Source organism: Synechococcus sp. HJ21-Hayes, assembly GCF_024345835.1.
Classification (GTDB): domain Bacteria; phylum Cyanobacteriota; class Cyanobacteriia; order PCC-6307; family Cyanobiaceae; genus Vulcanococcus.
Map to the genome: position 1 here is coordinate 269,885 of NZ_JAGQBW010000001.1, position 22,524 is coordinate 292,408.

The 22,524-nt window shown below is 66.0% G+C and carries 22 protein-coding genes; 13 read left to right on the top strand and 9 right to left on the bottom strand.

What is annotated here, in order from left to right:
- Nucleotides 1-49: 49 nt before the first annotated feature.
- Entirely contained in the window at nucleotides 50-1,594 is a 1,545-nt protein-coding gene (gene kaiC / locus KBZ14_RS01525) for a circadian clock protein KaiC (protein ID WP_255116508.1), read from the top strand.
- Here the strand turns inward: kaiC and nblS are convergent.
- Together nblS and purD are read right to left on the bottom strand one after the other, a co-directional pair.
- Nucleotides 1,564-3,564, bottom strand: a complete 2,001-nt coding sequence (gene nblS / locus KBZ14_RS01530) for a two-component system sensor histidine kinase NblS (protein ID WP_255116593.1) — start codon at nucleotides 3,562-3,564, stop codon at nucleotides 1,564-1,566. The two genes, kaiC and nblS, sit on opposite strands and share 31 nt — an antisense overlap.
- A gap of 93 nt (nucleotides 3,565-3,657) precedes the next feature.
- Complete coding sequence (gene purD, locus KBZ14_RS01535; protein ID WP_255116509.1) at nucleotides 3,658-4,977, bottom strand: phosphoribosylamine--glycine ligase; 1,320 nt, start codon at nucleotides 4,975-4,977, stop codon at nucleotides 3,658-3,660.
- A gap of 69 nt (nucleotides 4,978-5,046) precedes the next feature.
- On the opposite strand from purD, the gene KBZ14_RS01540 reads away from it, so the two are divergent.
- The 9 genes from KBZ14_RS01540 (at nucleotide 5,047) to KBZ14_RS01580 (ending at nucleotide 13,516) form a co-directional block, all read left to right on the top strand.
- On the top strand, nucleotides 5,047-6,096 hold the full coding sequence (locus KBZ14_RS01540; RefSeq protein WP_255116510.1) for a hypothetical protein: 1,050 nt from the start codon (nucleotides 5,047-5,049) through the stop codon (nucleotides 6,094-6,096).
- A complete protein-coding gene (purC, locus tag KBZ14_RS01545) occupies nucleotides 6,093-6,848 on the top strand; it encodes a phosphoribosylaminoimidazolesuccinocarboxamide synthase (RefSeq protein ID WP_255116511.1) in 756 nt (251 codons plus the stop codon). Before KBZ14_RS01540 ends, purC begins: the two co-directional genes overlap by 4 nt.
- A 42-nt stretch (nucleotides 6,849-6,890) precedes the next feature.
- Nucleotides 6,891-9,197, top strand: a complete 2,307-nt coding sequence (locus tag KBZ14_RS01550) for a BamA/TamA family outer membrane protein (RefSeq protein WP_255116512.1) — start codon at nucleotides 6,891-6,893, stop codon at nucleotides 9,195-9,197.
- A gap of 13 nt (nucleotides 9,198-9,210) precedes the next feature.
- Entirely contained in the window at nucleotides 9,211-10,068 is an 858-nt protein-coding gene (gene lpxC / locus KBZ14_RS01555; RefSeq protein ID WP_255116513.1) for a UDP-3-O-acyl-N-acetylglucosamine deacetylase, read from the top strand.
- A gap of 5 nt (nucleotides 10,069-10,073) precedes the next feature.
- On the top strand, nucleotides 10,074-10,544 hold the full coding sequence (gene fabZ, locus KBZ14_RS01560) for a 3-hydroxyacyl-ACP dehydratase FabZ (RefSeq protein WP_255116514.1): 471 nt from the start codon (nucleotides 10,074-10,076) through the stop codon (nucleotides 10,542-10,544).
- Between the two features lie 8 nt (nucleotides 10,545-10,552).
- Entirely contained in the window at nucleotides 10,553-11,380 is an 828-nt protein-coding gene (gene lpxA, locus KBZ14_RS01565) for an acyl-ACP--UDP-N-acetylglucosamine O-acyltransferase (protein ID WP_255116515.1), read from the top strand.
- The gene (gene lpxB, locus KBZ14_RS01570; protein WP_255116516.1) at nucleotides 11,377-12,552 is read left to right on the top strand and encodes a lipid-A-disaccharide synthase; all 1,176 of its coding nucleotides are present in this window, start codon (nucleotides 11,377-11,379) and stop codon (nucleotides 12,550-12,552) included. Before lpxA ends, lpxB begins: the two co-directional genes overlap by 4 nt.
- Nucleotides 12,549-13,178, top strand: coding sequence for a peptide-methionine (S)-S-oxide reductase MsrA (gene msrA / locus KBZ14_RS01575; protein ID WP_255116517.1), 630 nt, complete (start codon nucleotides 12,549-12,551; stop codon nucleotides 13,176-13,178). Before lpxB ends, msrA begins: the two co-directional genes overlap by 4 nt.
- Before the next feature lie 137 nt (nucleotides 13,179-13,315).
- Nucleotides 13,316-13,516 (top strand): hypothetical protein, encoded by a 201-nt coding sequence (locus KBZ14_RS01580; RefSeq protein WP_255116518.1) that lies wholly within the window; start codon nucleotides 13,316-13,318, stop codon nucleotides 13,514-13,516.
- 14 nt (nucleotides 13,517-13,530) lie between these two features.
- Here KBZ14_RS01580 and KBZ14_RS01585 read toward each other — a convergent pair whose 3' ends face one another.
- The 5 genes from KBZ14_RS01585 to KBZ14_RS01605 all read right to left on the bottom strand — a co-directional run bounded on the left by KBZ14_RS01585 (nucleotide 13,531) and on the right by KBZ14_RS01605 (nucleotide 17,404).
- Entirely contained in the window at nucleotides 13,531-13,767 is a 237-nt protein-coding gene (locus KBZ14_RS01585) for a hypothetical protein (protein ID WP_255116519.1), read from the bottom strand.
- A 65-nt stretch (nucleotides 13,768-13,832) separates the two neighbouring features.
- Complete coding sequence (locus tag KBZ14_RS01590) at nucleotides 13,833-15,317, bottom strand: leucyl aminopeptidase (protein WP_255116594.1); 1,485 nt, start codon at nucleotides 15,315-15,317, stop codon at nucleotides 13,833-13,835.
- Between the two features lie 39 nt (nucleotides 15,318-15,356).
- Nucleotides 15,357-15,971 (bottom strand): GIY-YIG nuclease family protein, encoded by a 615-nt coding sequence (locus KBZ14_RS01595; RefSeq protein ID WP_255116520.1) that lies wholly within the window; start codon nucleotides 15,969-15,971, stop codon nucleotides 15,357-15,359.
- Nucleotides 15,972-15,976: 5 nt separating this feature from the next.
- On the bottom strand, nucleotides 15,977-16,660 hold the full coding sequence (locus KBZ14_RS01600) for a ComEA family DNA-binding protein (RefSeq protein WP_255116521.1): 684 nt from the start codon (nucleotides 16,658-16,660) through the stop codon (nucleotides 15,977-15,979).
- A 33-nt stretch (nucleotides 16,661-16,693) separates the two neighbouring features.
- Entirely contained in the window at nucleotides 16,694-17,404 is a 711-nt protein-coding gene (locus KBZ14_RS01605; RefSeq protein ID WP_255116522.1) for a response regulator transcription factor, read from the bottom strand.
- A gap of 129 nt (nucleotides 17,405-17,533) precedes the next feature.
- Here KBZ14_RS01605 and KBZ14_RS01610 point away from each other — a divergent pair, with 129 nt between their 5' ends.
- The 3 genes from KBZ14_RS01610 to pyrF are packed head-to-tail and all read left to right on the top strand — an operon-like array spanning nucleotide 17,534 to nucleotide 19,900.
- Nucleotides 17,534-17,857 (top strand): DUF1825 family protein, encoded by a 324-nt coding sequence (locus KBZ14_RS01610; RefSeq protein ID WP_255116523.1) that lies wholly within the window; start codon nucleotides 17,534-17,536, stop codon nucleotides 17,855-17,857.
- 40 nt (nucleotides 17,858-17,897) lie between these two features.
- The gene (gene tyrS, locus KBZ14_RS01615) at nucleotides 17,898-19,169 is read left to right on the top strand and encodes a tyrosine--tRNA ligase (protein WP_255116524.1); all 1,272 of its coding nucleotides are present in this window, start codon (nucleotides 17,898-17,900) and stop codon (nucleotides 19,167-19,169) included.
- Nucleotides 19,169-19,900: an orotidine-5'-phosphate decarboxylase gene (gene pyrF, locus KBZ14_RS01620; RefSeq protein ID WP_255116525.1), complete on the top strand. Its 732-nt coding sequence runs from the start codon at nucleotides 19,169-19,171 to the stop codon at nucleotides 19,898-19,900. Before tyrS ends, pyrF begins: the two co-directional genes overlap by 1 nt.
- Here pyrF and KBZ14_RS01625 read toward each other — a convergent pair.
- Together KBZ14_RS01625 and KBZ14_RS01630 are read right to left on the bottom strand one after the other, a co-directional pair.
- A complete protein-coding gene (locus KBZ14_RS01625) occupies nucleotides 19,895-21,148 on the bottom strand; it encodes a glycosyltransferase family 4 protein (RefSeq protein WP_255116526.1) in 1,254 nt (417 codons plus the stop codon). The genes pyrF and KBZ14_RS01625 overlap by 6 nt on opposite strands.
- A 29-nt stretch (nucleotides 21,149-21,177) precedes the next feature.
- On the bottom strand, nucleotides 21,178-22,515 hold the full coding sequence (locus tag KBZ14_RS01630) for an MFS transporter (RefSeq protein ID WP_255116527.1): 1,338 nt from the start codon (nucleotides 22,513-22,515) through the stop codon (nucleotides 21,178-21,180).
- Between the last annotated feature and the right edge of the window lie 9 nt (nucleotides 22,516-22,524).

A 22,524-nucleotide genomic window follows, 5' to 3' on the forward strand; every position in this document is an offset into this window, starting at 1 on the left:
AGTTAGAAAACCACATCTCGATTAACTTCCCCTCAGGACTATCCGATCCATGCAGGACCCCAGCTCCCCATCCCATGCACTGATGTCCGTGCAGAAGCTCCCCACGGGGATTGAGGGCTTCGACGACATCTGCCAGGGCGGCTTGCCGATTGGACGCTCAACCCTGATCAGCGGCACCTCCGGCACCGGGAAAACGGTTTTCTCACTGAATTTTCTATACAACGGCATTCGTCAGTTCGACGAGCCGGGCATCTTCGTGACCTTCGAGGAATCTCCCCTCGATATTCTGCGCAATGCCTCCAGTTTTGGCTGGAACCTGCAGGAGATGGTTGAGCAGGATAAGCTCTTTATTCTCGACGCTTCGCCTGATCCCGAGGGGCAGGACGTGGCCGGTAGCTTTGATCTGTCTGGATTGATTGAACGCATTAATTATGCTATTCGCAAATATAAGGCCCGACGAGTGGCGATCGATTCGATCACGGCTGTGTTTCAGCAATACGATGCTGTTTCTGTGGTGCGCCGCGAAATTTTCAGGTTGATTGCGCGTCTCAAGGAGATCGGTGTTACCACCTTGATGACCACGGAGCGCATCGATGAGTACGGCCCGATTGCTCGCTATGGCGTCGAGGAATTTGTGTCTGATAACGTGGTGATCCTACGCAATGTGCTGGAGGGCGAGCGCCGGCGGCGAACCTGCGAGATCCTCAAGTTGCGGGGTACTACGCATATGAAGGGGGAATTCCCCTTCACAATGGGCGCCCACGGCATCAGCATCTTCCCGCTGGGGGCGATGCGCCTCACCCAGCGCAGTTCCAACGTGCGGGTGAGCTCCGGTGTGCCGCGGCTGGATGAGATGTGCGGTGGTGGCTTCTTCAAGGATTCGATCATCCTGGCCACTGGCGCCACCGGCACTGGTAAGACGCTGTTGGTGAGCAAGTTCGTGGAGAACGCCTGCGCCAACAAGGAGCGGGCGATCCTTTTCGCCTACGAGGAATCGCGCGCTCAGCTCCTGCGCAATGCCACCAGCTGGGGCATTGATTTCGAGCAGATGGAGCGCGATGGCCTGCTCAAGATCATCTGCGCTTATCCCGAGTCCACGGGTTTGGAGGATCACCTGCAGATCATCAAGACTGAGATCAGCCAGTTCAAGCCATCTCGCATGGCGATCGACTCACTGAGCGCCCTGGCACGGGGGGTGAGCCACAACGCTTTCCGGCAGTTTGTGATCGGCGTGACTGGGTATGCCAAGCAGGAGGAGATCGCCGGCTTCTTCACGAACACCTCTGAGGAGTTCATGGGCAGCCATTCGATCACTGACTCCCACATCTCTACCATCACCGACACCATCCTGCTGCTGCAGTATGTGGAGATCCGCGGCGAGATGGCCAGGGCCTTGAACGTGTTCAAGATGCGCGGATCCTGGCACGACAAGGGCATTCGCGAGTTCGTGATCACGGGTAACGGCCCCGAGATCAAGGATTCCTTTTCCAACTTTGAGCGGATCATCAGCGGCGTGCCCCACCGCATCAACACCGACGAGCGCAGCGAGCTCTCGCGGATTGTTCAGGGCGTCACCAGCGACGACAAGCTCTGACGTTCAGCCTCTATGCGCAGTTCATCGGCGTCGGCCAGGTCGAGCGGTAGATCAAACCAGAAGGTGGTACCTACTCCCAGTTCGCTGGCCATGCGGATGCGCGTGCCGTGCTTCTCGAGGATGCCCCGCACGATCGAGAGGCCCAGGCCTGTGCCCACCTCGGTGTGCACAGCGTTTTCCACTCGGTAGAAGCGCTCGAAGATGCGCTCCTGGTCTTCCCGGGAAATACCTGAGCCCGTATCGGCGATCTCCACCCGCAGCCGCGGCAGGGGCGCGGTGAGGTCGCAGGTGGGGTTGTCGCTGTTCGGTGCCATGGCGGGATCGAGCTGGCAGGTGTCTGGCCATGGATAGGCCCGTAGTGCCAACTGTCCGCCACTGGCGGTGAACTTGAGGCCGTTGCCCACCAGGTTGTCGAACACCTGCAGCAGTAGATCCCAGTTGCCGCGCACCCGGGGCAGCTGCTCATCCACATCGAGATCCAGTTGCACCCCCTTGTCGTCGGCATTGAGCCGGTAGTTGCGCAGGGTTTGCTCCATGGCTGGCCGCAGTTCCATCGGCTCCAGGGTCCAGACGCGATCACTCTCCAATCGGGAGAGATCGAGCACATCATTCACGAGCCGGGTGAGGCGATCGGTTTCGGCGTTGGCGATGCCCAGAAATTCCTTCTTCTCCGCTTCGCTCAGCTGGTCGCCCAGGTCATGGAGGGTTTCGACATAGCTCTTGATGTTGAACAGTGGCGTGCGCAATTCGTGCGACACGTTGCTGATGAAACGGCTCTGGGCCGCGTTGAGTTCCACCTCACGGGTGAGGTCCTGCACCGTCACGGCGATGCCCTTGAGGGATTCACCACTGGCATCCCGCACGGACTGCAGCACGATCCGCAGGGTCCGGGCCGGTTCGCCGAAACTGCAGCGCACATCATTGCTGTCCTTGTCGCCGGCCAGCAGGCTCTCCAGGGGAGCTTGCAATTCCACCGCCAGCAGCTCCGGCAACTCCTCGCACAGCTCGCTGCCTTCCAGCTTGCGGCCCTCCCAGCGGAACAGCCGCCGTGCCGTGGGGTTCACCAGCACTACCCGGCCCTCGGCGTCCAGCAGCACGGCACCATCGGCCATGGTGGCAATCAGCGACTGCTGCTTCACCTGGGCAGCGGTGAGCTCCTCGATGTTGGCCTCGTTGTAGGCCTCCAGCTGGGAGGCCATGTCGTTGAAGCCCTCCAGCAATTCTCCCAGTTCCCCCCCCACGGGCAGGGCGATGCGGGCTTCGAAATTGCCGCCGGCGATTGAGCGCACCCCCCGCAGCAATTCCTTCACAGGCCGGGTGATGGTGAGGGCGTTGAACACGGCCCCCAGGATCACTAGCACCCAGATGGAAATGAATACCGCCACGGTTACCTCGCGGCTGAGGGCGGCGCTGGCCAGGGCGGCTTCGTTGGGGTTGATGCCCAAGGCCAGTACCCCCAAGTAGCGGTCACCTGCCACTAGGGGCACGAACACATCGGTCACCTGGCCATCGGGGCTGAGGTGCTGGCGGATCAGCGGGCTCTGGGGCCGGCGGGCCAAATCGGCGGGCATCTCCAGGCGTCGGCTGAGCAGCAGCTCGCTGCTGCCGCTGGTGCCGCTGATGGGGATGCCGAGGTAGATGATCCCCTCGGGATCCGCGAAGAAGATGTAGCGAAGGCTGCGGCTCGACTTCCAGAACCGCTCCGCCACCGCCGCCAGCTCCCGGTCGTTGCCCTCGGCCACCAGCGGCGTCACGTTGGCGGAGAGCAGGAGGCCCAGGTCGCGGGCGAAGCGGGTGTCGCTCATGCGCACGTCGGCCTGGATGCCGTTGAGCGCAAAGAAGGTGATGCCCGTCATGACCAGGCTCACCACCAGGGTGGCAGCAGCCAGCAGCTTGGTTTGCAGGCTGAATTCAGCCCACCAGCGCTGCAGGTTCTGCCACCAGGAGAGTCCGCCCCGTGGCGTGGCCAGGGCGGCTGGCTCGGCAGAACTCGCGGGGCTGGCGCTGGTCACGGCTGGGGGGTGCCCATGGCGTCGGAGCGGGCCGCAGCCTAGGAGCGCGGCCTAACGGCCACGAACCTGGTGGCCGATGTCGCGCCGGAAGGTGATGCCCTCAAAATTCACCTGGGCCAGGCCGGCGTAGGCCCGCTCGAAGGCGGCATCGAAGTCGTCGGCCTGGGCCACCACGGCCAGCACGCGGCCGCCGTTGGTCACACAGCTGCCGTCGGCGTCGCGGCGGGTGCCGGCGTGGAACAGCTGCAGGTGCTGGCTCGGCTCCAAGCTGCTGCTGATCGGGTCGCCCTTGCGGATCTCGCCCGGGTAGCCCTGGGCGGCCGCAATCACGCAGGCACTGCAGCTGGGCGCAATGCTGAGCGCGGGAGCCTGATCCAGGGCTCCGTTGGCGCAGGCCAGCAGCACCTGGGCCAGTTCAGGGCCTAGCAGCGGCATCAGGGTTTCGCACTCCGGATCACCGAAGCGGCAGTTGAATTCGATCACGCTCGGCCCGTTTTCGGTGAGCATCAGCCCCGCGTAGATCACACCGCGGTAGTCGATGCCCCGGGCCTGAAGGGCCTGGAGGGTGGGCTCCAGCACCAACTGCTGCATCTGCTCCAGCCCCGCAGCATCCAGTAGGGGAGCCGGGGCATAGGCGCCCATGCCGCCGGTGTTGGGGCCTGTGTCGCCCTCGCCGATGCGCTTGTGGTCCTGGGCGGGGGGCAGCAGCACCATGCGCTGGCCATCGCTGAGGGCAAAGACCGATACCTCGGGCCCATGGGTGCGCTCCTCCAGCACAAGGGAGGCTTCCTCGCCAGCAGAGCCGCCACCATCAAAGCGGCCGGCAAAGATCTCCTCAATGGCGGCGCGGGCCTCCTCGAGACTCTCTGCCACGGTGACGCCCTTGCCGGCGGCGAGGCCATCGGCTTTCACCACAAGGGGTTTGCCCTGGGCCTCCAGGACCTCCAGGGCTTGTTCGCGGCTGTTGGCGGGCCAGAAGCCGGCGGTGGGGATGCCGGCCTCGCGCATCAGCTGCTTGGCCCACTGTTTGCTGGCCTCCAGCTGGGCCCCATCGGCCCCAGGACCAAAGCAGGGGAACCCTGCGGCCCGCAGGCTGTCGGCCAGGCCGGCGGCCAGGGGGGCTTCCGGGCCCACCACCACCAGCTCGATGGCGTGCTCCTGACAAGCCGCCAGCAGGGCTTCGTGGTTGGTTTCGGCGATGGCCAGTTGCTGGCAGCCCTCCAGGCTCAGGGTGCCCCCGTTTCCCGGAGCCACCCACACCTGCTCCACGCCATGGGAGCGGGCCAGGGCCCAGGCCAGGGAGTTCTCACGGCCGCCACCGCCCACCACGAGCACGCGGGCGGGACTCAGCAGGGTCGCCGGGGTGGACATGGCAGCCGGGGAGCAAGGTGGGACGGCCCGCATTGCTCCCCTAGGTTGTGGGCCAGAGGACGGAACGCGGTGCCACCCCTTCTTTACACGCCGGTGCGTCCCGCGCCCGCCTGGCGTCTTGTCGGCTGGCTGTGCTCACCCGTGGCCAGCGCCCTGATCCTCATGGCCGCTGCCCCAGCCCAGGCGAAGCTGCCCTTTATCGGCAATCTGTTTGCCAAGCCGGTCCCACCGCCCAGCGGCCCCTCGGCACCACCGTTGCCGGGTAGCACCCCGGAGATTGATTTTCAGGCCCTGCTGCTGCGCGGCACGATCCCGGAACTGAATCTGGCCTGCCAGGAGGCCGCCAGCTTTGACTTTTTAACCCGCTTGCGCCTGCTGCGTCAGCGGCTGATGCAGGTGGCCCCGGCGCCCCAGCCTCTCGACATGGTGCTGCTCAATGCCAATGCCCTCCTGAGCTGCCGCGCTCCGGACGATGCCCTGGTGGTGCTCAACCGCGATGGCCCCAAGGCAGGTGTTGAGCGGGCTCGTTGGCTAATCCTGCGCTGGCGGGCGGCCAACGCGGGTCTGAATCACCCGGTGGCGGCGGAATCCCTGCAGCTGCTGGCCAATGGCCAGCTGGCCAGCCTGGAAACCGTGGCCCTGCCCCTGTTGCTCCGCGATGACGGCACCCTGGTGACCCGTGCGGCCCTTGACGTGCTGGCCGATCACCTGGCCACCCTCGGGCGCGATCAGGAGGCCGCGACGGTGCTGCTGGCGGCCCGGATGCCGGGGAAAGCGGCGGCGGCGCGGCTGCAGCGGGCCGTGGCCCTGCTGCGCCAACTGCCGGCGGCGGAACGCAACCAACTGCTGGAGCAGGCCCTCGACCAGGCGGCTGCCGATGGGGCTTGGGGGCTGGCTCTTGCCCTGCTCAACGATCAGCGCCAGCTGTTGCAGGCCAGTGGTGTCAGTGATGAGGCCGCTCGCCAGCGCCTGCTGCGCCTGAGCCAGCGGGTGGACGATGCCTACAGCGAGTTGCAGGCCAGGCGGCAAGATTCTCAGGAGGGAGAGCGGGCGGCCCAGCTGCAGCAGCAGCTGCGGTCGCCACGGGCTCCCGGAGGCCACGCCACATCCCACCCATGACCGCTTACACCCTCGGCCCCCTGCTGTACGAAGGCAAGGCCAAGCGGGTTTTCCAGACCGACCAGGACGACCTGGTGGCCGTGGAATACAAAGACGACGCCACGGCCTTCAACGCCCTCAAGAAGGCCCAGCTGGCGGGCAAGGGGCAGATGAACTGCCAGATCTCGGCCCTGTTGTTCGAGCTGCTGGAACAGGCGGGCGTTCCCACCCACTACCTCGGCGTGCAGGGCAGCAATTGGATGCTGGTGAAGCCGGTGGCGATCGTGCCGGTGGAGGTGGTGATGCGCAACATTGCAGCCGGCTCCCTGTGTAAGCAGATGCCCATCGAGGCCGGTACGCCCCTTGAACCAGCCTTGCTCGATCTCTATTACAAGGACGACGCCTACGGCGATCCGCTACTCACCGATGCTCGGCTGGAGCGTCTGGGTCTGCTCACCGCCGAGCAGCGGGTGGAACTCGAGCGTGTGGCCCGCCACGTGAATGCGGTGCTGCTCAGCTTCTTTGCTGGCATTGGCCTCCAGCTGGTGGATTTCAAGATCGAGCTCGGCTTCACCGCCGCCGGTGCGCTGGTGCTGGCCGATGAGATCAGCCCAGATACCTGCCGCCTCTGGGACCTGCAAGTAGCCGATCCCCGCGACCGCATTCTTGATAAAGACCGATTCCGCCAGGATCTGGGGGGGGTCGTTGAGGCCTACGGGGAGGTTCTCAAACGGGTCCAAGGGGTCTGTGCTCCTGCTCGGGTTTACGGGTAGGTTCAGCGTCATTTGCGGCATGGCCGCACTGCCCGGACTCTCATGGCTGGCCCCCGCAACGGCATGAACCTGGCCCTCCGAATCCGAGGTGCCCATGGTTTTGCCGCTGCTCTGCCTCTGGCTGCTGCTGTGCTGGGCCAGCCGGTGATGGCCCAGCAGCCTGTTTCTGGCCAGACCAACGCACCCTCCCGCGCCAACAAAGCTCCCCTTCCGACCCCCATCGGTTCAGATCAGGCTCCTGCAGCAGCACCGGCCCCTGCCCAAGCCCCAGCCCCCAGTGAGAGCCTCGCCCCTGAGGCTAAGGCTGAGCCGCGGGTGCTGATCAGCGAGGTGGTGGTGAAAGGGATCGAGGGCCATCCCGAGCGGGAGCGCCTCGAGCTGGCCGTCTATGACGCCATGGCCACCCGGCCGGGCACCCGGGTGACCCGCGCTGAGCTCCAGAACGACCTCTCGGCGATCTATGCCACCGGCTGGTTCTCCGACGTGCGCATTCAGCCTGTTGACAGCCCCCTCGGGGTGCAGGTGGTGGTGACGGTGGCCCCCAACCCTGTGCTCACCAAGGTGGAGCTCGATGGCGTTGGTGCCAAGACCAAGCTGCCCTCGAACCTGATCCCCGATATCTTCGCGGCGGATTACGGCAAGACCCTCAATCTCAATAGCCTTCAGATCCGCATCGCCGAGCTGCAGAAGTGGTACGCGGACCAGGGTTACTCCCTGGCTCGGGTCACCGGCCCCACCCGCGTCAGCCCGGAGGGTGTCGCCCAGCTGCAGGTCCGGGAGGGCACTGTGTTGGGCGTGGAGGTGCAGTTCCTCGATAAGGAGGGGTCGGCCACGAATGACAAGGGGCAGCCTTACCGCGGCAAATCGAAGCCCTGGGTGATTACCCGAGAGATCTCGATCAAGCCTGGCGACACCTTCAACCGTCGTCGGCTTGAGGACGACATCAAGCGTCTGTACGGAACGGGCCTGTTTGGCGATGTGAAAGTGACCCTGCGGCCTGCGGCTGGCAATCCTGGTGAGGTCACGATTGTGTTGGGGGTCGTGGAGCAGTCCACGGGGTCCCTGTCCGGTGGCTTGGGCTATAGCCAGAGCCAGGGGGTGTTCGGGCAGGTGCAGATTCAGGACAGCAACATGCTGGGCCGTGCCTGGGATCTGGCTCTCAATTTCACCTACGGCCAGTACGGCGGCCTGGCCGATTTGTCCTTCACGGATCCGTGGATCAAAGGGGATAAATACCGAACCGCCTTCCGCGCTCGGTTGTTCCTGAGCCGTGAGGTTCCTCAGATCTTCCAGAGCCAGAACAACGGCAGCATCTACACCGTTTCGGATGTTTCGAGCGGCTTCTACAGCGCCCCATCCACGGCCATCGCCTATCAGAGCAACTCATCAGTTCAGGGTGGGCCCTACGCCTCCCCTGCGGCGGCCAAGGCCTCCAATCAGGCTCTAGGTGTCAACAACAACTGGTTTGCCCTCGATGGCAACTCCATTGCCATCCAGCGGGTGGGAGGCAGCATCCAGTTCGTCCGTCCCCTCAACGGCGGTGATCCCTTCAAGCGCGCGCCGTGGGCAGTGGTGGTGGGCTTCAACGCCCAAGAGGCCACGCCGATGAACTTCAGCGGTACGGCCATGCCCTACGGCGTGAGTACCAATAACTTCAACAACGGTCAGACCACGGTTAGCAACGTGATCTGCGTGGCCTACAACTGCCAGAACGGTGCCACCAAGAACCCTCTGGTTGGTGTGCGCGTGGCCGCCACCATGAACAACCTCAACGATCCTCGCAATCCCACCAAGGGTAATTTCCTCAGCCTGGGTACGGAGCAGTTCGTGAGCGTGGGGCCCAACTCCCCCACCTTTAACCGGCTGCGGGCGAGCTACACCCACTACATCCCGGTTAATTGGTTGAAGGTGTTCAAGGGTTGCCGTCCCAAGCCCGGCCAGGCGGCGGATTGCAAGCAGGCTTTGGCGTTCCAGGCCTCCGTGGGCGGCAACCTGGGCAACCTCCCCGTTTATGAAGCCTTCTGCCTCGGGGGATCTAACTCCGTGCGCGGCTATTACGACTGTGATCTCGCCGTGGGCAAGAGCTTTGGTGAAGCCACCCTGGAATACCGCTTCCCCCTGTTCAGCATCATCAGTGGTGAATTGTTTGTGGATGGTGGTACCGCCTTCGGCAGCCAGGCCAGCGTGACTGGCAACCCCGGTGGTCTGTTGCTCAAGCCCGGCCAAGGGTTCTCGGTGGGTACCGGCCTGATCGTGACCACCCCCGTGGGGCCCCTGCGCCTCGAGGTGGCCAGCCAGGACTTCACAGGTGAGTACCGCTTCAACCTCGGTGTGGGTTGGAAGTTCTGATGGGACTCCAGTCATGAGCACTTGGCCCAGCGATTACGGCCAGGCCTGGACCCTCGCCTCCTCCGTAGAGCGCACCGGCATCGGCCTGCACAGCGGCGGCCAGGCGCGGGTGAGGTTGGAGCCCTCCGATAGCCCGGGATACCGCGTGGGTTGGCTGGATGCACCCGACCTCGGCCTGGTGCGCCTGGCTCCCGAGCAGGTGTGCGAAACCCAGCTCTGCACGGCCCTGCAGCTCAACCAGCGGCGCCTGGCCACGGTGGAGCATCTGCTGGCGGCCCTGGCCGGGCTGGGCATCACTGCTGCCACGATCCTGGTGGATGGCTCCGAGATCCCTCTCCTGGATGGCTCGGCCCAGCCCTGGGTGGATGCCATCGCCGAAGCGGGTCTGCAGAGCCTGGGCGATCGCTCCACGGCGCTGCCCCTCACAGCTCCGATCACCCTGCAGCAAGGTCAGAGCTTTGCCACGGCCCTGCCGAGCGATCGCTTGCGCCTGGGGGCCGCCATTGAATTCCCTCAGCCCGCGATCGGCCGGCAATTGTTCTCCCTGGAGCTCACGCCCCAGGCCTTTGTGGAACAGATCGCCCCGGCCCGCACCTTCGGGTTCCGCGAGCAGGTGGAGCAACTCCTGGCTGCTGGGCTGATCAAGGGCGGCGCCCTCGATAACGCCCTGGTGTGTGATGGAGCCGAGTGGCTCAATCCCCCCCTGCGCTTCGCCGATGAACCGGTGCGCCATAAGCTCCTGGATCTGCTGGGGGATCTCGCCCTGGCCGGTCTTCCCCAGGCCCAGGTGTTCGCGTTCCGTGGTTCCCACGGATTGCACACCGCCCTGGCGGCGGCCTTGGCATCTGCCTCTCGCCCCCTGCCCATCTGAATCCCTTGACTGCATCCACACCGCCATCGGGCCACGCCAATGTGCCTGTCCTCAATAGCGAGCAGATCCAGGGACTGCTGCCCCATCGCTACCCGTTTGCCCTAGTGGATCGGGTGATCGAGCATGAGCCGGGCAAGCGAGCCGTGGCCATCAAGAACGTCACCTTCAATGAGCCTCAGTTCCAGGGCCATTTCCCCGGTCGCCCCTTGATGCCGGGGGTGCTGATCGTGGAGGCCATGGCCCAGGTTGGCGGCCTGATCGTGACCCAGATGCCGGATCTGCCCAAGGGACTATTTGTGTTTGCCGGCATCGATGGCGTGCGTTTTCGCCGGCCGGTGGTGCCGGGTGATCAGCTGGTCATCAGTTGTGAGTTGCTCAGCCTTAAGCGTCAGCGCTTTGGCAAGGTGAAGGCGGAGGCCAAGGTGGATGGCGAGCTGGTGTGTGCCGGTGAGCTGATGTTCTCTCTGGTGGACTGACCGCTGTGATGACCAGCAGTCCTGCGACAGAAACCAACATTCACCCCACGGCGGTGGTGGATCCCCGAGCCCAGCTGGAGCCTGGCGTGGAGATCGGCCCCTATGCGGTGATCGGCCCGGAGGTGTCCATCGGGGCCGGCAGTCGCATCGGCCCCCACGTGGTGCTGGATGGCCGCGTGCGCATGGGCCGCCGCAACCGCATTTTCCCCGGCGCCTGCATCGGCGCGGAACCCCAGGATCTCAAATACAACGGCGCCTCCACCGAAGTGGTGATGGGCGACGACAACTCGATTCGCGAGTGCGTCACCATCAACCGCGCCACCCATGAGGGGGAACAGACCCGCATCGGCAACGGCAATCTGCTGATGGCCTATAGCCACCTTGGCCACAACTGCCTGCTGGGGGATCGCATCGTGATCGCCAATGGGGTGGCCGTGGCCGGCCATGTGGTGATCGGTGATCGCGCCGTGGTGGGTGGTGTGCTGGGAATCCACCAGTTTGTCCACATTGGCACCATGGCCATGGTGGGAGGGATGAGTCGCATCGACCGCGACGTGCCCCCCTTCGCGATTGTGGAGGGGCATCCCGGGCGGTTGCGCGGTCTGAACCGCATCGGCATCAAGCGCAGCGGCCTGGCTGAGCTTGATGACGGTGCCCAGGCCAAGCAGCTCCAACAGGTGTGGACCGAGCTCTACCGCAGCGATGCGGTGCTGGCCGATGCCCTCAAGGCCGTGCGCCAGTACGCGCTGTATCCACCCGCCGAAACCCTGGTGAGCTTTTTGGAGGCCTCCACCGGCCCTGGCCGCCGCGGGCCGCTGCCTGCCCAGCGTTCATGAGTCGTCTCCTGATCAGCACCGGCGAGGTGTCTGGAGATCTGCAGGGGAGCCTGCTGGTGCAGGCCCTGCGGCAGGTGGCTTCCGAGCGCGGCCAGGACCTCGAGATCGTGGCCCTGGGTGGTGAGCGCATGGAGCGGGCCGGAGCCCGGCTGCTGGCCAACACCGCGCCCATGGGGGCTATCGGCCTCTGGGAGGCGCTGCCTTTGGTGCTGCCCACCCTGAGGCTGCAGCGGCGGGTGAACCGCTGGCTGGCGCAATCCCCTCCCGATGGGGTGGTGCTGATCGATTACATGGGCGCCAACGTGGGCCTGGGGCTCAAGCTCAAGCGCCTCTTGCCCCACGTACCCATCACGTACTACATCGCTCCCCAGGAGTGGGCCTTTCGCATTGGTGATGGCGGCACCACCCGCTTGATCGGCTTCACCGATCAGATTCTGGCCATCTTTCCCGAAGAGGCCCGCTTCTACGCCGGCCGCGGGGCAGATGTCACCTGGGTGGGGCATCCCCTGCTCGACACCCTGGTGGATCTGCCCAGCCGCGAGACAGCCCGCGCTGCGCTGGGCCTGCAGCCAGGAGAGCAGTTGCTCCTTGTGTTGCCGGCCTCGCGCACTCAGGAGCTCCGCTATCTGTTGCCTCCTCTGGCTGCTGCGGCGGCAGAGCTGCAACGGCGTCTGCCTGGCCTGCGGGTGATGGTGCCGGCGGGCCTGGCCTCGTTCGAGGCACCCTTGGCGGAGCTGTTGGCGGCGGCGGGGGTGAAGGCCGAGGTGGTGAAGGCGGCCGATGCCGATCGCTTGCGGCCCAGCCTCTGTGCGGCCGCCGATCTCGCCCTCACCAAGTCGGGCACCGTGAATCTGGAGCTGGCCCTGCGGGGGGTGCCCCAGGTGGTGGGCTATCGGGTGAGCCGCCCCACCGCATGGCTGGCGAAGCATCTGCTGCGCTTCCAGGTGGAGCACATTTCCCCGGTGAACCTGGTGCTGGGGGAACGGCTGGTGCCCGAGTTGCTGCAGGACGGCTTCACTGCCGAAGCGATCGTGGCCGAGGCGCTCCCCCTGCTCGCCTCCCCCGATGCCCGGGGGCATATCGAAGCTGGCTACCGTCGTCTTCACCAGGCCCTGGGGGACACCGGCGTGACCCGCCGGGCTGCTGCGGCCATCCTCGACGCCTTGCCATGAGCCGTGTCCGCCTTCTTGCCCTGGTGCTGTTGGTGCTCCTGGGTCTGGGGGCGCCGGTCCAGGCCGCCATTGAGGAGGCGGTGTTCGGCGGTGGTTGCTTCTGGTGCCTCGAGCACGATCTCGAGGTGCTTCCAGGGGTGCTGGATGCCGTGAGTGGTTACAGCGGCGGCAGCCTCAAGAACCCCACCTACAAGCAGGTTTCCGCCGGTGGCACGGGCCACCAGGAGGTGGTGGAGGTGCGCTTTGACACCACCAAGATCAGCTATCCCACCCTGCTGCGGGCCTATTGGCGCAACGTGGATGCCACTGATGGGGGCGGCCAGTTCTGTGATCGTGGCGCCTCCTATCGCCCGGTGATCTTCACTAGCGGGGAGGTTCAGGCGCAGCAGGCGCGGGCCAGTCTGCAGGCGGCCGCCAAGGAACTTGGCCGGCCCGCGGCAGCTCTCAAGGTTCAGATCAAGCCGCTCCAGGCCTTCTGGCCCGCGGAGAGCTATCACCAGAATTACGCCGAGCGCAATGCGGTGAAATATCGCTACTACCGCTGGGCTTGCGGCCGCGATCAACGCCTTGATGCCCTTTGGGGCCCCCTGGCCCGCAGCAGTGGAGCTTGGGTTACGACCCACTGACCAGGGGCTTTCTATGGAAAAGCTGAAGACGACTGCGGCATCCCTGCTGCATTTTTTGAGTGCTGGAGCGGGTTTCCGCCCTTTTTTCTCTGGGTAGGTGCTCCTAACTTGTATGGAGCTCGGGTGCAGGTGTGTGTATGTATCTGCTGACCATTCGGGACGGGCTGGTGACCCGCCACATCGGCCCTTACGAGAGTCCCAAGCAGGCGTCTGACGATTTGGATCGTCTTCTTGAGCAGTTCGGCGAGCGTGCCCGCTGGCAGATCCATGCCCTGGAACAGCCGGCGGATGTGCTCGGCACCTCAGCGATGCCCTCGGCGCGGGTGATGGCGGCTTGATTCAGGCGCCGGGATCAGCGCGGTTGCTGGCCGGGGTAGCCCCGCAGAAGCCCGCTCTCGATCATTAACCCCACGCCTGCCACGATGGCGATCAGGCTCAAGGTGCCATACCAGAACCAGGGGCCGTGGGGCTGGCCCAGTACCTGCAGGGTGCGCCGCTGCACCGCTTCGCCGAACAGGCACAGACCCGCCGGTAGTAGCAGCACCCCGGCCTGGGCCTTTACATACCAGCGGATCTTGGGAACAGCCATTGGGAATCTGGTGCTGGGGACGCTGGGTTCAGGTTAGGGGGAGTCTCCGGCTGGTTCCCATTCGCTCAGGCCGCTCCACCGGCCAGTACCCAGTTCACCAGGGTGCGCACGCCGAAGCCGGTGGCGCCCGCCGGATCCATGCCGCGGCCCTTGTCACTCCAGACGGTGCCGGCGATGTCCAGGTGGGCCCAGGGGATGTCCTGGCCCACAAAGTCCTGCAGGAACAAGGCTGCAGTGATCGAGCCGCCGGGGCGGGGGCCGGTGTTCTTCATGTCCGCCAGGCCGCTCTTGAGGCCTTCGCGGTAGGAGGGCCGCAGGGGCATGCGCCAGAGGGCTTCGCCGCCCTGCTCGGCGGCGCCCACCAGGGCTGCGGCCAGGCCGTCGTTGGGGGACCACAGGCCGGCGATCTCCTCGCCCAACGCGATTAGGCAGGCGCCGGTGAGAGTGGCCAAATCCACAACGGCATCGGGTTCCAGCTTGCTCGCGTACACCAGGGCATCGGCCAGGGTGAGCCGACCTTCGGCATCGGTGTTGTTGATCTCGATCGTCTTGCCGTTCGAGGCGGTCACGATCGCGCCGGGGTGGATGGCCCCACCGCTGATCATGTTGTCGCAGGCGGCCACGATCATGTGCACTTCAAGGCCTGCCGGCTTCAGCTCGGCGATGGCGCGCATGGCTCCCAGCACCGCTCCGCTGCCGCCCATGTCGTACTTCATCATCTCGATCTGGGAGCCGGCGGTTTTGAGGTTGTACCCGCCGGAATCGAAGGTGAGGCCCTTGCCCACTAGAGCTAGTCGGCGGTTCACCGGGCCGGTGGGGCGATAGGTGAGATGGATGAATTTGGGCGGCAGGTCGGAGCCCTGGGCCACCGCCAGGTAGGAGCCCATACCCAGTTCTGCACAGTCGGCGCGCTCGAGAACCTTGAGCTCCAGGTTGAAGGTCTGGGCGATGGCGGCAGCGGTATCGGCCAGGGCCTGGGGAGTCACCACATTGGGCGGGGCGGCCACCAGTTCCCGGGCTAGCTCCACGCCGCTGCAGATGGCCGCCACGGCACTGAGGCCGGCGGCGGCTCCCTCCGCCAGACCCAGCAGTTCCACGAAGGTGGGCACGGGTTTGGGTTCCGCCTCGCTCTTGAAGCGCTGATCGCTGAACAGGCTCAGGCGTACTGCTTCGGCGATGGCGGTGGCGGCAGCCACGGGTTCGAGGCCCTCCACTGGCAGGGCGATGCCCAGGCTGCCTGCTCCAGGGCCGCCGCCGGCCTTGGCGGCAGTGGCGGCGGCCCTGCGCACCCCCTCAAGCCCGAAGCCGGCCGGTTCCCCTAGGCCGATCAGCAGCAGGGTTCCCGGCGTCTGGCCAAGCAGCTCGAGGTTGAGGCACTCGCCGGCCTTGGCCTTGAAGCGGCGTTGCTCGAGCCGCTGGCTGATGCCGGCACCGAAGCGGGCGTCCAGTGCGGCCATGGTGGTCGCTGAGGCCGTCCCGCTGAACAGTCCCACCGCCAGGGTGTCCCCGCTCCAGTCGCTCAGGGTGCTGGGGCTGCAGCGGAACTCCATGGCCATCAGGGCGTCGCGTTGGGCGCGATGGTAATGCGATCAGTCGAGATCGGTGGTGAAGGGGGTGGCCCAGCGGGCCCGGGTTTCCTTGTTGAATGGCGGTAACCAGTGGCGGATCAGCTCCTGCTCCAGGGCCCGGCGCGGTTTCACCTGGGCCGGGGCGTCGCTCCAGAAGCGGATGTTGAGCTGGCTGCCGAGGCCCACCTGCTGCAGGGCTTCGCCGTAGGCGGCCAGGTAACCCTTGCAATCGTGCTCGCCCTTCCAGCGCTGGTCGGCCCGGCATGTTTCGCCCACATAGAGCAGCAGGGGCTCAGGGCGGTGTGGTGGTTGATCGAGCACGAAATAGACGGCTGCTCCCTGGTGTTGAGGCTGGGGCCAGCGCCAGAACTGCAGGTGCTGGGCCGCCAGGGCGAGCGGATTCAGGCTCAGGGCCAGGCTGGTAGGCCTGGGGGATTCAAACAAGCTGCCCTGGGCGGTGTCGCTGGTTAGGCCCTTGGCTGCCGCTGCAAACAGGGGGCTCTGGTGGCTCGCCAGTCGCTGCTGCCACTCCAGCAGTTGGTGCTTCAGCAGTGGCAGGGTGTCCCCGGCACCGCCGCCCAGCCCCGTGTCGCCGCCGAACAGTTGACCCTGGCGGGCCTGGGGGTAGAGCGCCATGGCGGTTAGGCGGAGCGGGGCAATTCAGGACCGGCTGGACCCTTGCCGAAGCGCACTTTGCCAATCAGGTGTTCCACCACCGCCGCGGGCAACTGCAGCCGCTGCTGCAGGTCGGCCAGGTCGAGGAACGGGGCCCGTTGCCGTTCCCGCAGCAGCCTCTGGCAGCGTTCCTGGCCGAGTTGGGGCAGGCTGCGCGCCAGTTCAGCGGCGCCGGCGCGGTTGAGATCCAGCTGGTTTGGTGGGGTGCTGGCGGGAGCTCCATCGCCGTACCAGCGAAACAGCAGCAGGGGAGCCCACGCCTCGATCTGACCGGGGCTGATCTCCAGCAGCCGTTGCAGGTCGTCCGGTCCGCTCAGCTGGACGCCACCCGCCTGGAGGCGCAGCAGCAGATCCACCTGGGCTGGCTGCAGGCCGGGAAGTCGCAGCCAGTCGGCGGCGGTGGCCCGGTTCACGTCCAGTCGCCAGCCCAGGGCGGCAGCCTGGCGAACCTCCGTGGCATTGCTGAGGCGCCGGTTGGGATCCTGCTCCAGCTTGAGGCCCAGCAGCTCCTGTTCGATCGGGTCGTGCTCCGGGCTGGCTTGTGGGCCTGGGTCGGGCCGTGACGCTTCCGGCCGCGGCCGTGGCGCGATCTGCCCCGCCGCCTCCAGCAGGGTGCGGGCTAATGGATCCAACCAGTGGCCCCGGGCCATGGCGGCAAAGGCGCGCGGCAGAACGGCCTGACCTTACCCAGATTCAGGCCAGTCCAACAAACCCAGCCGCAGGCCCTCCACGGCCGCGTGGGTACGGTCGCGGGCCTGCAGCTTCCGCAACACGCTGCGCATGTGGGTCTTTACGGTTTCCACGCTGATGAACAGCCGCTGGCCGATCTCCTGGTTGCTGTTGCCACCGGCGGCGAGCTGGAGCACCTCCACTTCCCGGCTGCTGAGCGGCGCCAGCGGCGGGCCCTGGCTGCCGGGGTAGTGGGCCAGATACATAGCATTGAGGTTGCGCTGCACGTAGAGGCCTCCACCGCTTACGGCAGCGATGGCGGCCTTGAGCGTGCCCATGCCCATCTCGGACTCGTCGCAGATCCCATCGCAGCCGGCCTGAATGGCCATCTTGATGCGTGCCAGGGGTTGGTGGCGGGTGAAGATCAGCACGGTGCGCACCTCTGGGTGGTGGCGTTTCACCTGGCCTACCAGCGCCACCCCGCATCCCTGCTCGAGCTGATCGGTGCAGAACAGCACAGTTCCCTGCTGATCGCGGATCAGCGTCAGCCCCTCGGCCTCGGTGGTGGCGGCCCCCACCAGCTGATCTCCAGGCTGAACGGTGCTGATCAGCAGGCTCAAGGCCAGGCGGCTGCCCGTGCAGGCCACCAGACGGGAGTCTCGAAGCATCAGGTTGCCGTCTCTGGAGTTGCGGCGCACCTGCTCGATCAGCGGGGTGTAGTCCAAGGCGGTTCAAGCACCGCGATCAATGTGTGCCGGATTGCCGGATTCCGCAGCCCTGTGATGCGTGGATCCGCACTCGCCATAGCCCCTGGGGACCAGCACAATCGATCGGAGCGCACCGGCCCGATCGCCATGGCTTTCTTCGAATCCGAGATTGTTCAGGATGAAGCGAAGCGGCTCTTCGGCGATTACCAGCAGCTGATGCAGCTGGGAGGCGAGTACGGCAAGTTCGATCGCGAGGGCAAAAAGCTCTTTATCGACCGGATGGAGGAGCTGATGGACCGCTACCGCGTGTTCATGAAGCGCTTTGAGCTCTCCGACGACTTTCAGGCCAAGCTCACAGTGGAGCAGCTACGGACCCAGTTGGGCCAGTTTGGGATGACCCCCGAGCAGATGTTCGAGCAGATGCACCGCACCCTGGAGCGCATGAAGGGCGAGCTGGAGAAGGAGGCTTGAAGGCGCGGCTGCGTACCATCCGCACAGGTGAGCAGGTGTAATGGCTGAGGGCGCGCAGGCACGTCCCGAGTGGTGGCACCGGGGGGTGGCCGATCTCTTCCCCGCCGGTGCTGGTCCAGAGGCCGCCCACGATCCCGACCAGCAACTCAGCGCCCGGCTGGCCCAGGCCGAGCACCGCGGTGTGCCCTTGCGGGTGAAGCTCGGCATCGACCCCACCGGCTCCGACATCCACCTGGGCCACTCGATCCTGTTCCGCAAGCTGCGAGCTTTCCAGGATGCGGGCCACACGGCGGTGTTGATCATCGGCGACTTCACCGCCCGAATCGGGGATCCCACGGGCAAGAGCGCCACCCGGGTGCAGCTCAGCGCCGCCGAGGTGGAGGCCAATGCGGACACCTATCTCGTCCAGCTGGGCCTTGGTCAGGACCCTGAGCATGCCCTGCTGGATTTCCACACCCCCGGCCGCCTGGAGGTGCGCCGCAACAGTGAATGGTTGGCGGGCCTTGATTTGCCCAAGGTGATCGAGCTCTTGGGCACCAGCACCGTGGGCCAGATGCTGGCCAAGGAAGACTTCGCCAACCGCTACGGCTCCGGTACCCCCATTTCCCTCCACGAGTTCCTCTACCCGCTGCTGCAGGGCTACGACTCGGTGGCTATTGAGGCCGACTTGGAACTGGGCGGCACCGACCAGAAGTTCAATGTGGCCATGGGCCGTGACTTGCAGCGTCATTTCGGCCAGCAGCCCCAGTTCGGGATGCTGCTGCCGATCTTGCCGGGCCTCGATGGCGTGCAGAAGATGAGCAAGAGCCTGGGCAACACCGTGGGCCTCAGCGACGACCCCCTCTCGATGTATTCCAAGCTCGAGAAGGTGCCGGATGCGGTGGTGGAGGACTACCTCACCCTGCTCACCAATCTGGATCTGGAGGCCCTGCCTGCCAACCCGCGTGAGCGCCAGAAAGCGATGGCCCTCGAGATCACCCGCCAGCGCCACGGGGCGGAGGCCGCCAGTACCGCCCAGGCCGATGCGGCCACGTTGGTGGGGGGTGCCCAGGGCGCCGGAGCGGCCGCCGCCGAGGTGCCTGAGGTTTCCCTGGAGTTGGTGAACTTCCCCGCCAAGGCCTTCTACTTACTCAGCGCCGTGGGCCTCTGTGCCAGCAGCAGCGAGGCCCGCCGCCAGATCCAGGGGGGTGGCGTGAAGCTCGATGGCCAGAAGCTCAGCGATCCCAACCAGGAGTTTGCAGCTCCGGCCGAGCTGACCGGCAAGGTGCTGCAGCTGGGCAAAAAGACCTTCCGGCGCCTGGTGGTGGGCTGATGGCTGGATGCCTGGGAGCCGATCCCGCCGATCGGATCATCGTGGCCCTCGATGGCATGGTGCCCGCGCAGGCTCTTGCGTTTGCGGCGGCGGTGCCCCAGCTGCGCTGGGTGAAGGTGGGCCTGGAGCTGTTTGTGGCTGCTGGGCCCGCTGTGGTGAGCCAGCTGCGGGATCAGGGCAAGCGGGTGTTTCTGGATCTCAAGTTCCACGACATCCCCGCCACCATGGCCGGTGCCTGCCGCAGTGCCGCGCGGCTGGGCGCGGAGCTGATCACCGTGCATGCCTGCGCTGGTAGCGAGGCGCTGAGGGCCGCCCAGGAGGCGGCGCAGGATTCTTCCGCGGCGGTAGGTCTACCGGTCCCAACCCTGCTGGCCGTCACGGTGCTCACCAGTTGGGATTCGGCCTGTTTCGCCAGTGAACTGGCGATCGATGAGCCCGTGGCTGAGTACGTGCCGCGGCTGGCCGCCCTGGCCGCGGCGGCCGGCATCGGCGGCTGTGTGTGCTCGCCGCTTGAGGTGGACAGGTTGCGGACGGCCCATCCCCATCCCTTTGCGCTCGTGACCCCTGGGATCCGTCCCGCAGGGGCGGCCCTAGGCGATCAGCAGCGGGTGCTCACGCCGGCCCAGGCGATCGCCGCCGGCTCCAGTCAGCTCGTGATCGGCCGGCCGATCACGGCGGCCCCGGATCCGGCCGCGGCCTTCGCAGCCTGTTGTGCGGAGCTGCAGTCATAGGCCTGCCAGAGTTGCTTGGGGCACCAGGCCGGCATAGAGCAACTCCAATTGGTCGATATTGCGCTCGAGGGTGTAGCGCTCCAGGGCCCGTGCCCGGGCGCGCCGGCCCAGTTCCGCCGTTAGTACGGGCTGGTCCCGTAGCACCGGCAGCAGGGTGCGCAGCTGGGTGGTAACCCCCTGGGTGCTGATCACGATGCCCGCTCCCCCCTCCAGCACCTCGCCATCGGCTCCGGCATCGGTGGCCACGCAGGCAGTGCCGCTGGCCATCGCCTCCAGCAGCGCCAGGCTCAGCCCCTCCACCAGTGAGGGCAGCAGGAACACCTCGGCCAGCTGCAGCAACGCCAGCCGTTTGGCCTGATCGGGTTCGTGGCCCCACCAGAGCACATCGATCTCGGGGCCGTAGGTCTGCATCAGCGATTGGCGCACCGGCCCATCGCCCACCACCACCAGCGTGCAACCGGTTGGCTGCACCAGTCGCCAGGCGCGCAACAGGGCCTCCACGTTCTTTTCGGTGGCAATGCGGCCCATGTACAGGAACACCCGCTGGCCGGCAAACCGTTGCCGCAAGGTCAGAAGGTCGGCTGAAGCCGCCGTGGCTACAGGGGCTGGCGTCCACAGGTTGGGGTCCACACCATTGGGGATCACGGCCAGCCGCGCCTCGGGCACCCCCAGCCGGCTGAGGACCTCGGCCTGCAGCTCGGAGAACACCACCACCCGGTGGTATTTGGCCAAGGAGGGGGCGTAGAGCTGATAGGTGAGCTGTTGGGTGCCGGCGCTGAGGTTGCGCAGGCTGGCGTCAAAGGCTGGATGAAAGGTGGCCACCAGGGGCAGCCCGAGCTGCTGGCACAGATCCGGCAGCCGGAAATCGAGGGGGGAGAGGGTGAGACTGGCATGTACCAGATCGGGTTGCAGCCTCTCCAGCGACTCGCGCAGTTCCCGTTGTGCCCCCGGTGATGGAATGGTGTACACCTGGGATTTCACCAGGTAGGACAGGGCCACATCGGGGGCCCCCTCGCTGCTTGTTGGCTTGGCAGGGGCCGCGCGGAAGCGCTTCAACCCCTGGTTCAAGATCCCCTGGTTCAGTCCCCCCTCGGCATCGTCCCGCTTGAGCGGAAACCCTGCCGGCGTGTCGAAGTGGATGAAGCTGATCTCATGGCCCCGGCTCCTCAGGGCCTCTGTGGTGGCCAGGCCGTAGGTGACGTTGCCGCAGAACGGTGACTTCTTGCCCAGCCAGGCGATGTGGGCCACGCAGCGGCAGGCTCAACCAAGGGCTGACGCTAGCAGCGTTGCCAGGGTTTCTCGAGCAGGGCCGCCGCCAGAGCCAGGGCCGCTAGGGCCCAGAGCACGGGCAGAAGGCCATAGCGGCTCACCACGGTGCCCGCCAGCACCAGGGGCAGGCTGAGGGCGATGTTGATCAGGTTGTTCTGCAGGCCGAACACCTTGCCGCGCATGGCTTCGGGGGTGTCCTCTTGGATAGTGGTCTGGGCGGGGATGGCCAGCAGGGCTGCGCCGAGGCCCAGCACCCCACACAACACCAGGGTGAACACCAGATTGCCCCGCAGCTGTCCCAGCAGCACCAGGCTCCAGGCCATGGTGCCCAGGCCCGCCGCGGCCAGCCGGCGGCGGTTGAAGCTGTGGCCCACCTGGGCCACGGCCACGGCGCCAACAGCCAGGCCCACCCCGCTCATGGCCAGCAGGGTGCCGAACTGGGTGGGACCCAGGCTCTTGATGGCCGAGGCCAGGCTGATCGCTAGCACATACAGAGCGGCCAGCAGGCTGTAGAGCAGAACCAGCTGCAGGATGGCGCTGCGCACACTCGGCCGTTCCCGCAACACCTGGAGGCCTTCGCCGATTTCCCGCCATATCGTGTCGCCACTCGCGGCCCTGGGCGTTTCCTCCACCCGGATCCAGGCGATCGAGAGGGCCGCGAGGCCGTAACAGAGGGGGAGCAGGGCGAACTCGCCATTGGGAATGCCCACCCCGGCCAACCCGTACTTGAGCAGCCGCAGGATGGGGTCACCCAGGGCAAAGCCCACGATCGTGGCGCCCATGCTCGTGGCCTGGTAGAGCGAGTTAGCCGCCAGCAGCTGGCGGGTGGGCACCAGCATCGGAATGGCGGCTTGCTCGGCCGGTGCGAAGAACTGGGTGAGCACTGATTCCAGGAACGTGATCACCAGCAGGCTCCAGTAGCCCCAGCTCAATCCCAGCCACATGGGCCCATCCAACAGGCACAGGGGCACCAGCAGTGCCAGCCCGGCTCGGATGGCATTGGAGGCCACCATCACCTCGCGCTTGCGCCAGCGATCGGTCCAGACGCCCGCGACCAGTCCCAGCATCATGGCCGGGATGGTGTTAGCCACGTAGATGCCGGTGGCCAGCAGGGTGATCAGCTGGGCTCGACTCTCGATATCCAGCTTGAAGGCCCCAGCGGCTTCCGCCAAGGCGCCATTGGCTGGAGGTGTGGCGCTCACCCAGTACTGGGCGATCAGAAACACCATCAACACGATGTAGAACTTGTCCGCCAGTTGGCTGAACACTTGCCCCAGCCAGAGCTTGCGGAATTCCGGCAGGGCCAGGACGCCTTGGAGGCCGGAAGATCGCGCGGGTCCGCTCAAGGGGTCTAA

Excerpts from the sequence above, each read along its gene's own strand:
- kaiC (WP_255116508.1), top strand. The coding sequence starts at position 50 with ATGCAGGACCCCAGCTCCCCATCCCATGCACTGATGTCCGTGCAGAAG.
- purD (WP_255116509.1), bottom strand. The coding sequence starts at position 4,977 with ATGTCCACCCCGGCGACCCTGCTGAGTCCCGCCCGCGTGCTCGTGGTG.
- purC (WP_255116511.1), top strand. The coding sequence starts at position 6,093 with ATGACCGCTTACACCCTCGGCCCCCTGCTGTACGAAGGCAAGGCCAAG.
- KBZ14_RS01550 (WP_255116512.1), top strand. The coding sequence starts at position 6,891 with ATGGCTGGCCCCCGCAACGGCATGAACCTGGCCCTCCGAATCCGAGGT.
- lpxC (WP_255116513.1), top strand. The coding sequence starts at position 9,211 with ATGAGCACTTGGCCCAGCGATTACGGCCAGGCCTGGACCCTCGCCTCC.
- lpxA (WP_255116515.1), top strand. The coding sequence starts at position 10,553 with ATGACCAGCAGTCCTGCGACAGAAACCAACATTCACCCCACGGCGGTG.
- lpxB (WP_255116516.1), top strand. The coding sequence starts at position 11,377 with ATGAGTCGTCTCCTGATCAGCACCGGCGAGGTGTCTGGAGATCTGCAG.
- msrA (WP_255116517.1), top strand. The coding sequence starts at position 12,549 with ATGAGCCGTGTCCGCCTTCTTGCCCTGGTGCTGTTGGTGCTCCTGGGT.
- KBZ14_RS01580 (WP_255116518.1), top strand. The coding sequence starts at position 13,316 with ATGTATCTGCTGACCATTCGGGACGGGCTGGTGACCCGCCACATCGGC.
- KBZ14_RS01585 (WP_255116519.1), bottom strand. The coding sequence starts at position 13,767 with ATGGCTGTTCCCAAGATCCGCTGGTATGTAAAGGCCCAGGCCGGGGTG.
- KBZ14_RS01590 (WP_255116594.1), bottom strand. The coding sequence starts at position 15,317 with ATGGAGTTCCGCTGCAGCCCCAGCACCCTGAGCGACTGGAGCGGGGAC.
- KBZ14_RS01595 (WP_255116520.1), bottom strand. The coding sequence starts at position 15,971 with ATGGCGCTCTACCCCCAGGCCCGCCAGGGTCAACTGTTCGGCGGCGAC.
- KBZ14_RS01600 (WP_255116521.1), bottom strand. The coding sequence starts at position 16,660 with ATGGCCCGGGGCCACTGGTTGGATCCATTAGCCCGCACCCTGCTGGAG.
- KBZ14_RS01610 (WP_255116523.1), top strand. The coding sequence starts at position 17,534 with ATGGCTTTCTTCGAATCCGAGATTGTTCAGGATGAAGCGAAGCGGCTC.
- tyrS (WP_255116524.1), top strand. The coding sequence starts at position 17,898 with ATGGCTGAGGGCGCGCAGGCACGTCCCGAGTGGTGGCACCGGGGGGTG.
- pyrF (WP_255116525.1), top strand. The coding sequence starts at position 19,169 with ATGGCTGGATGCCTGGGAGCCGATCCCGCCGATCGGATCATCGTGGCC.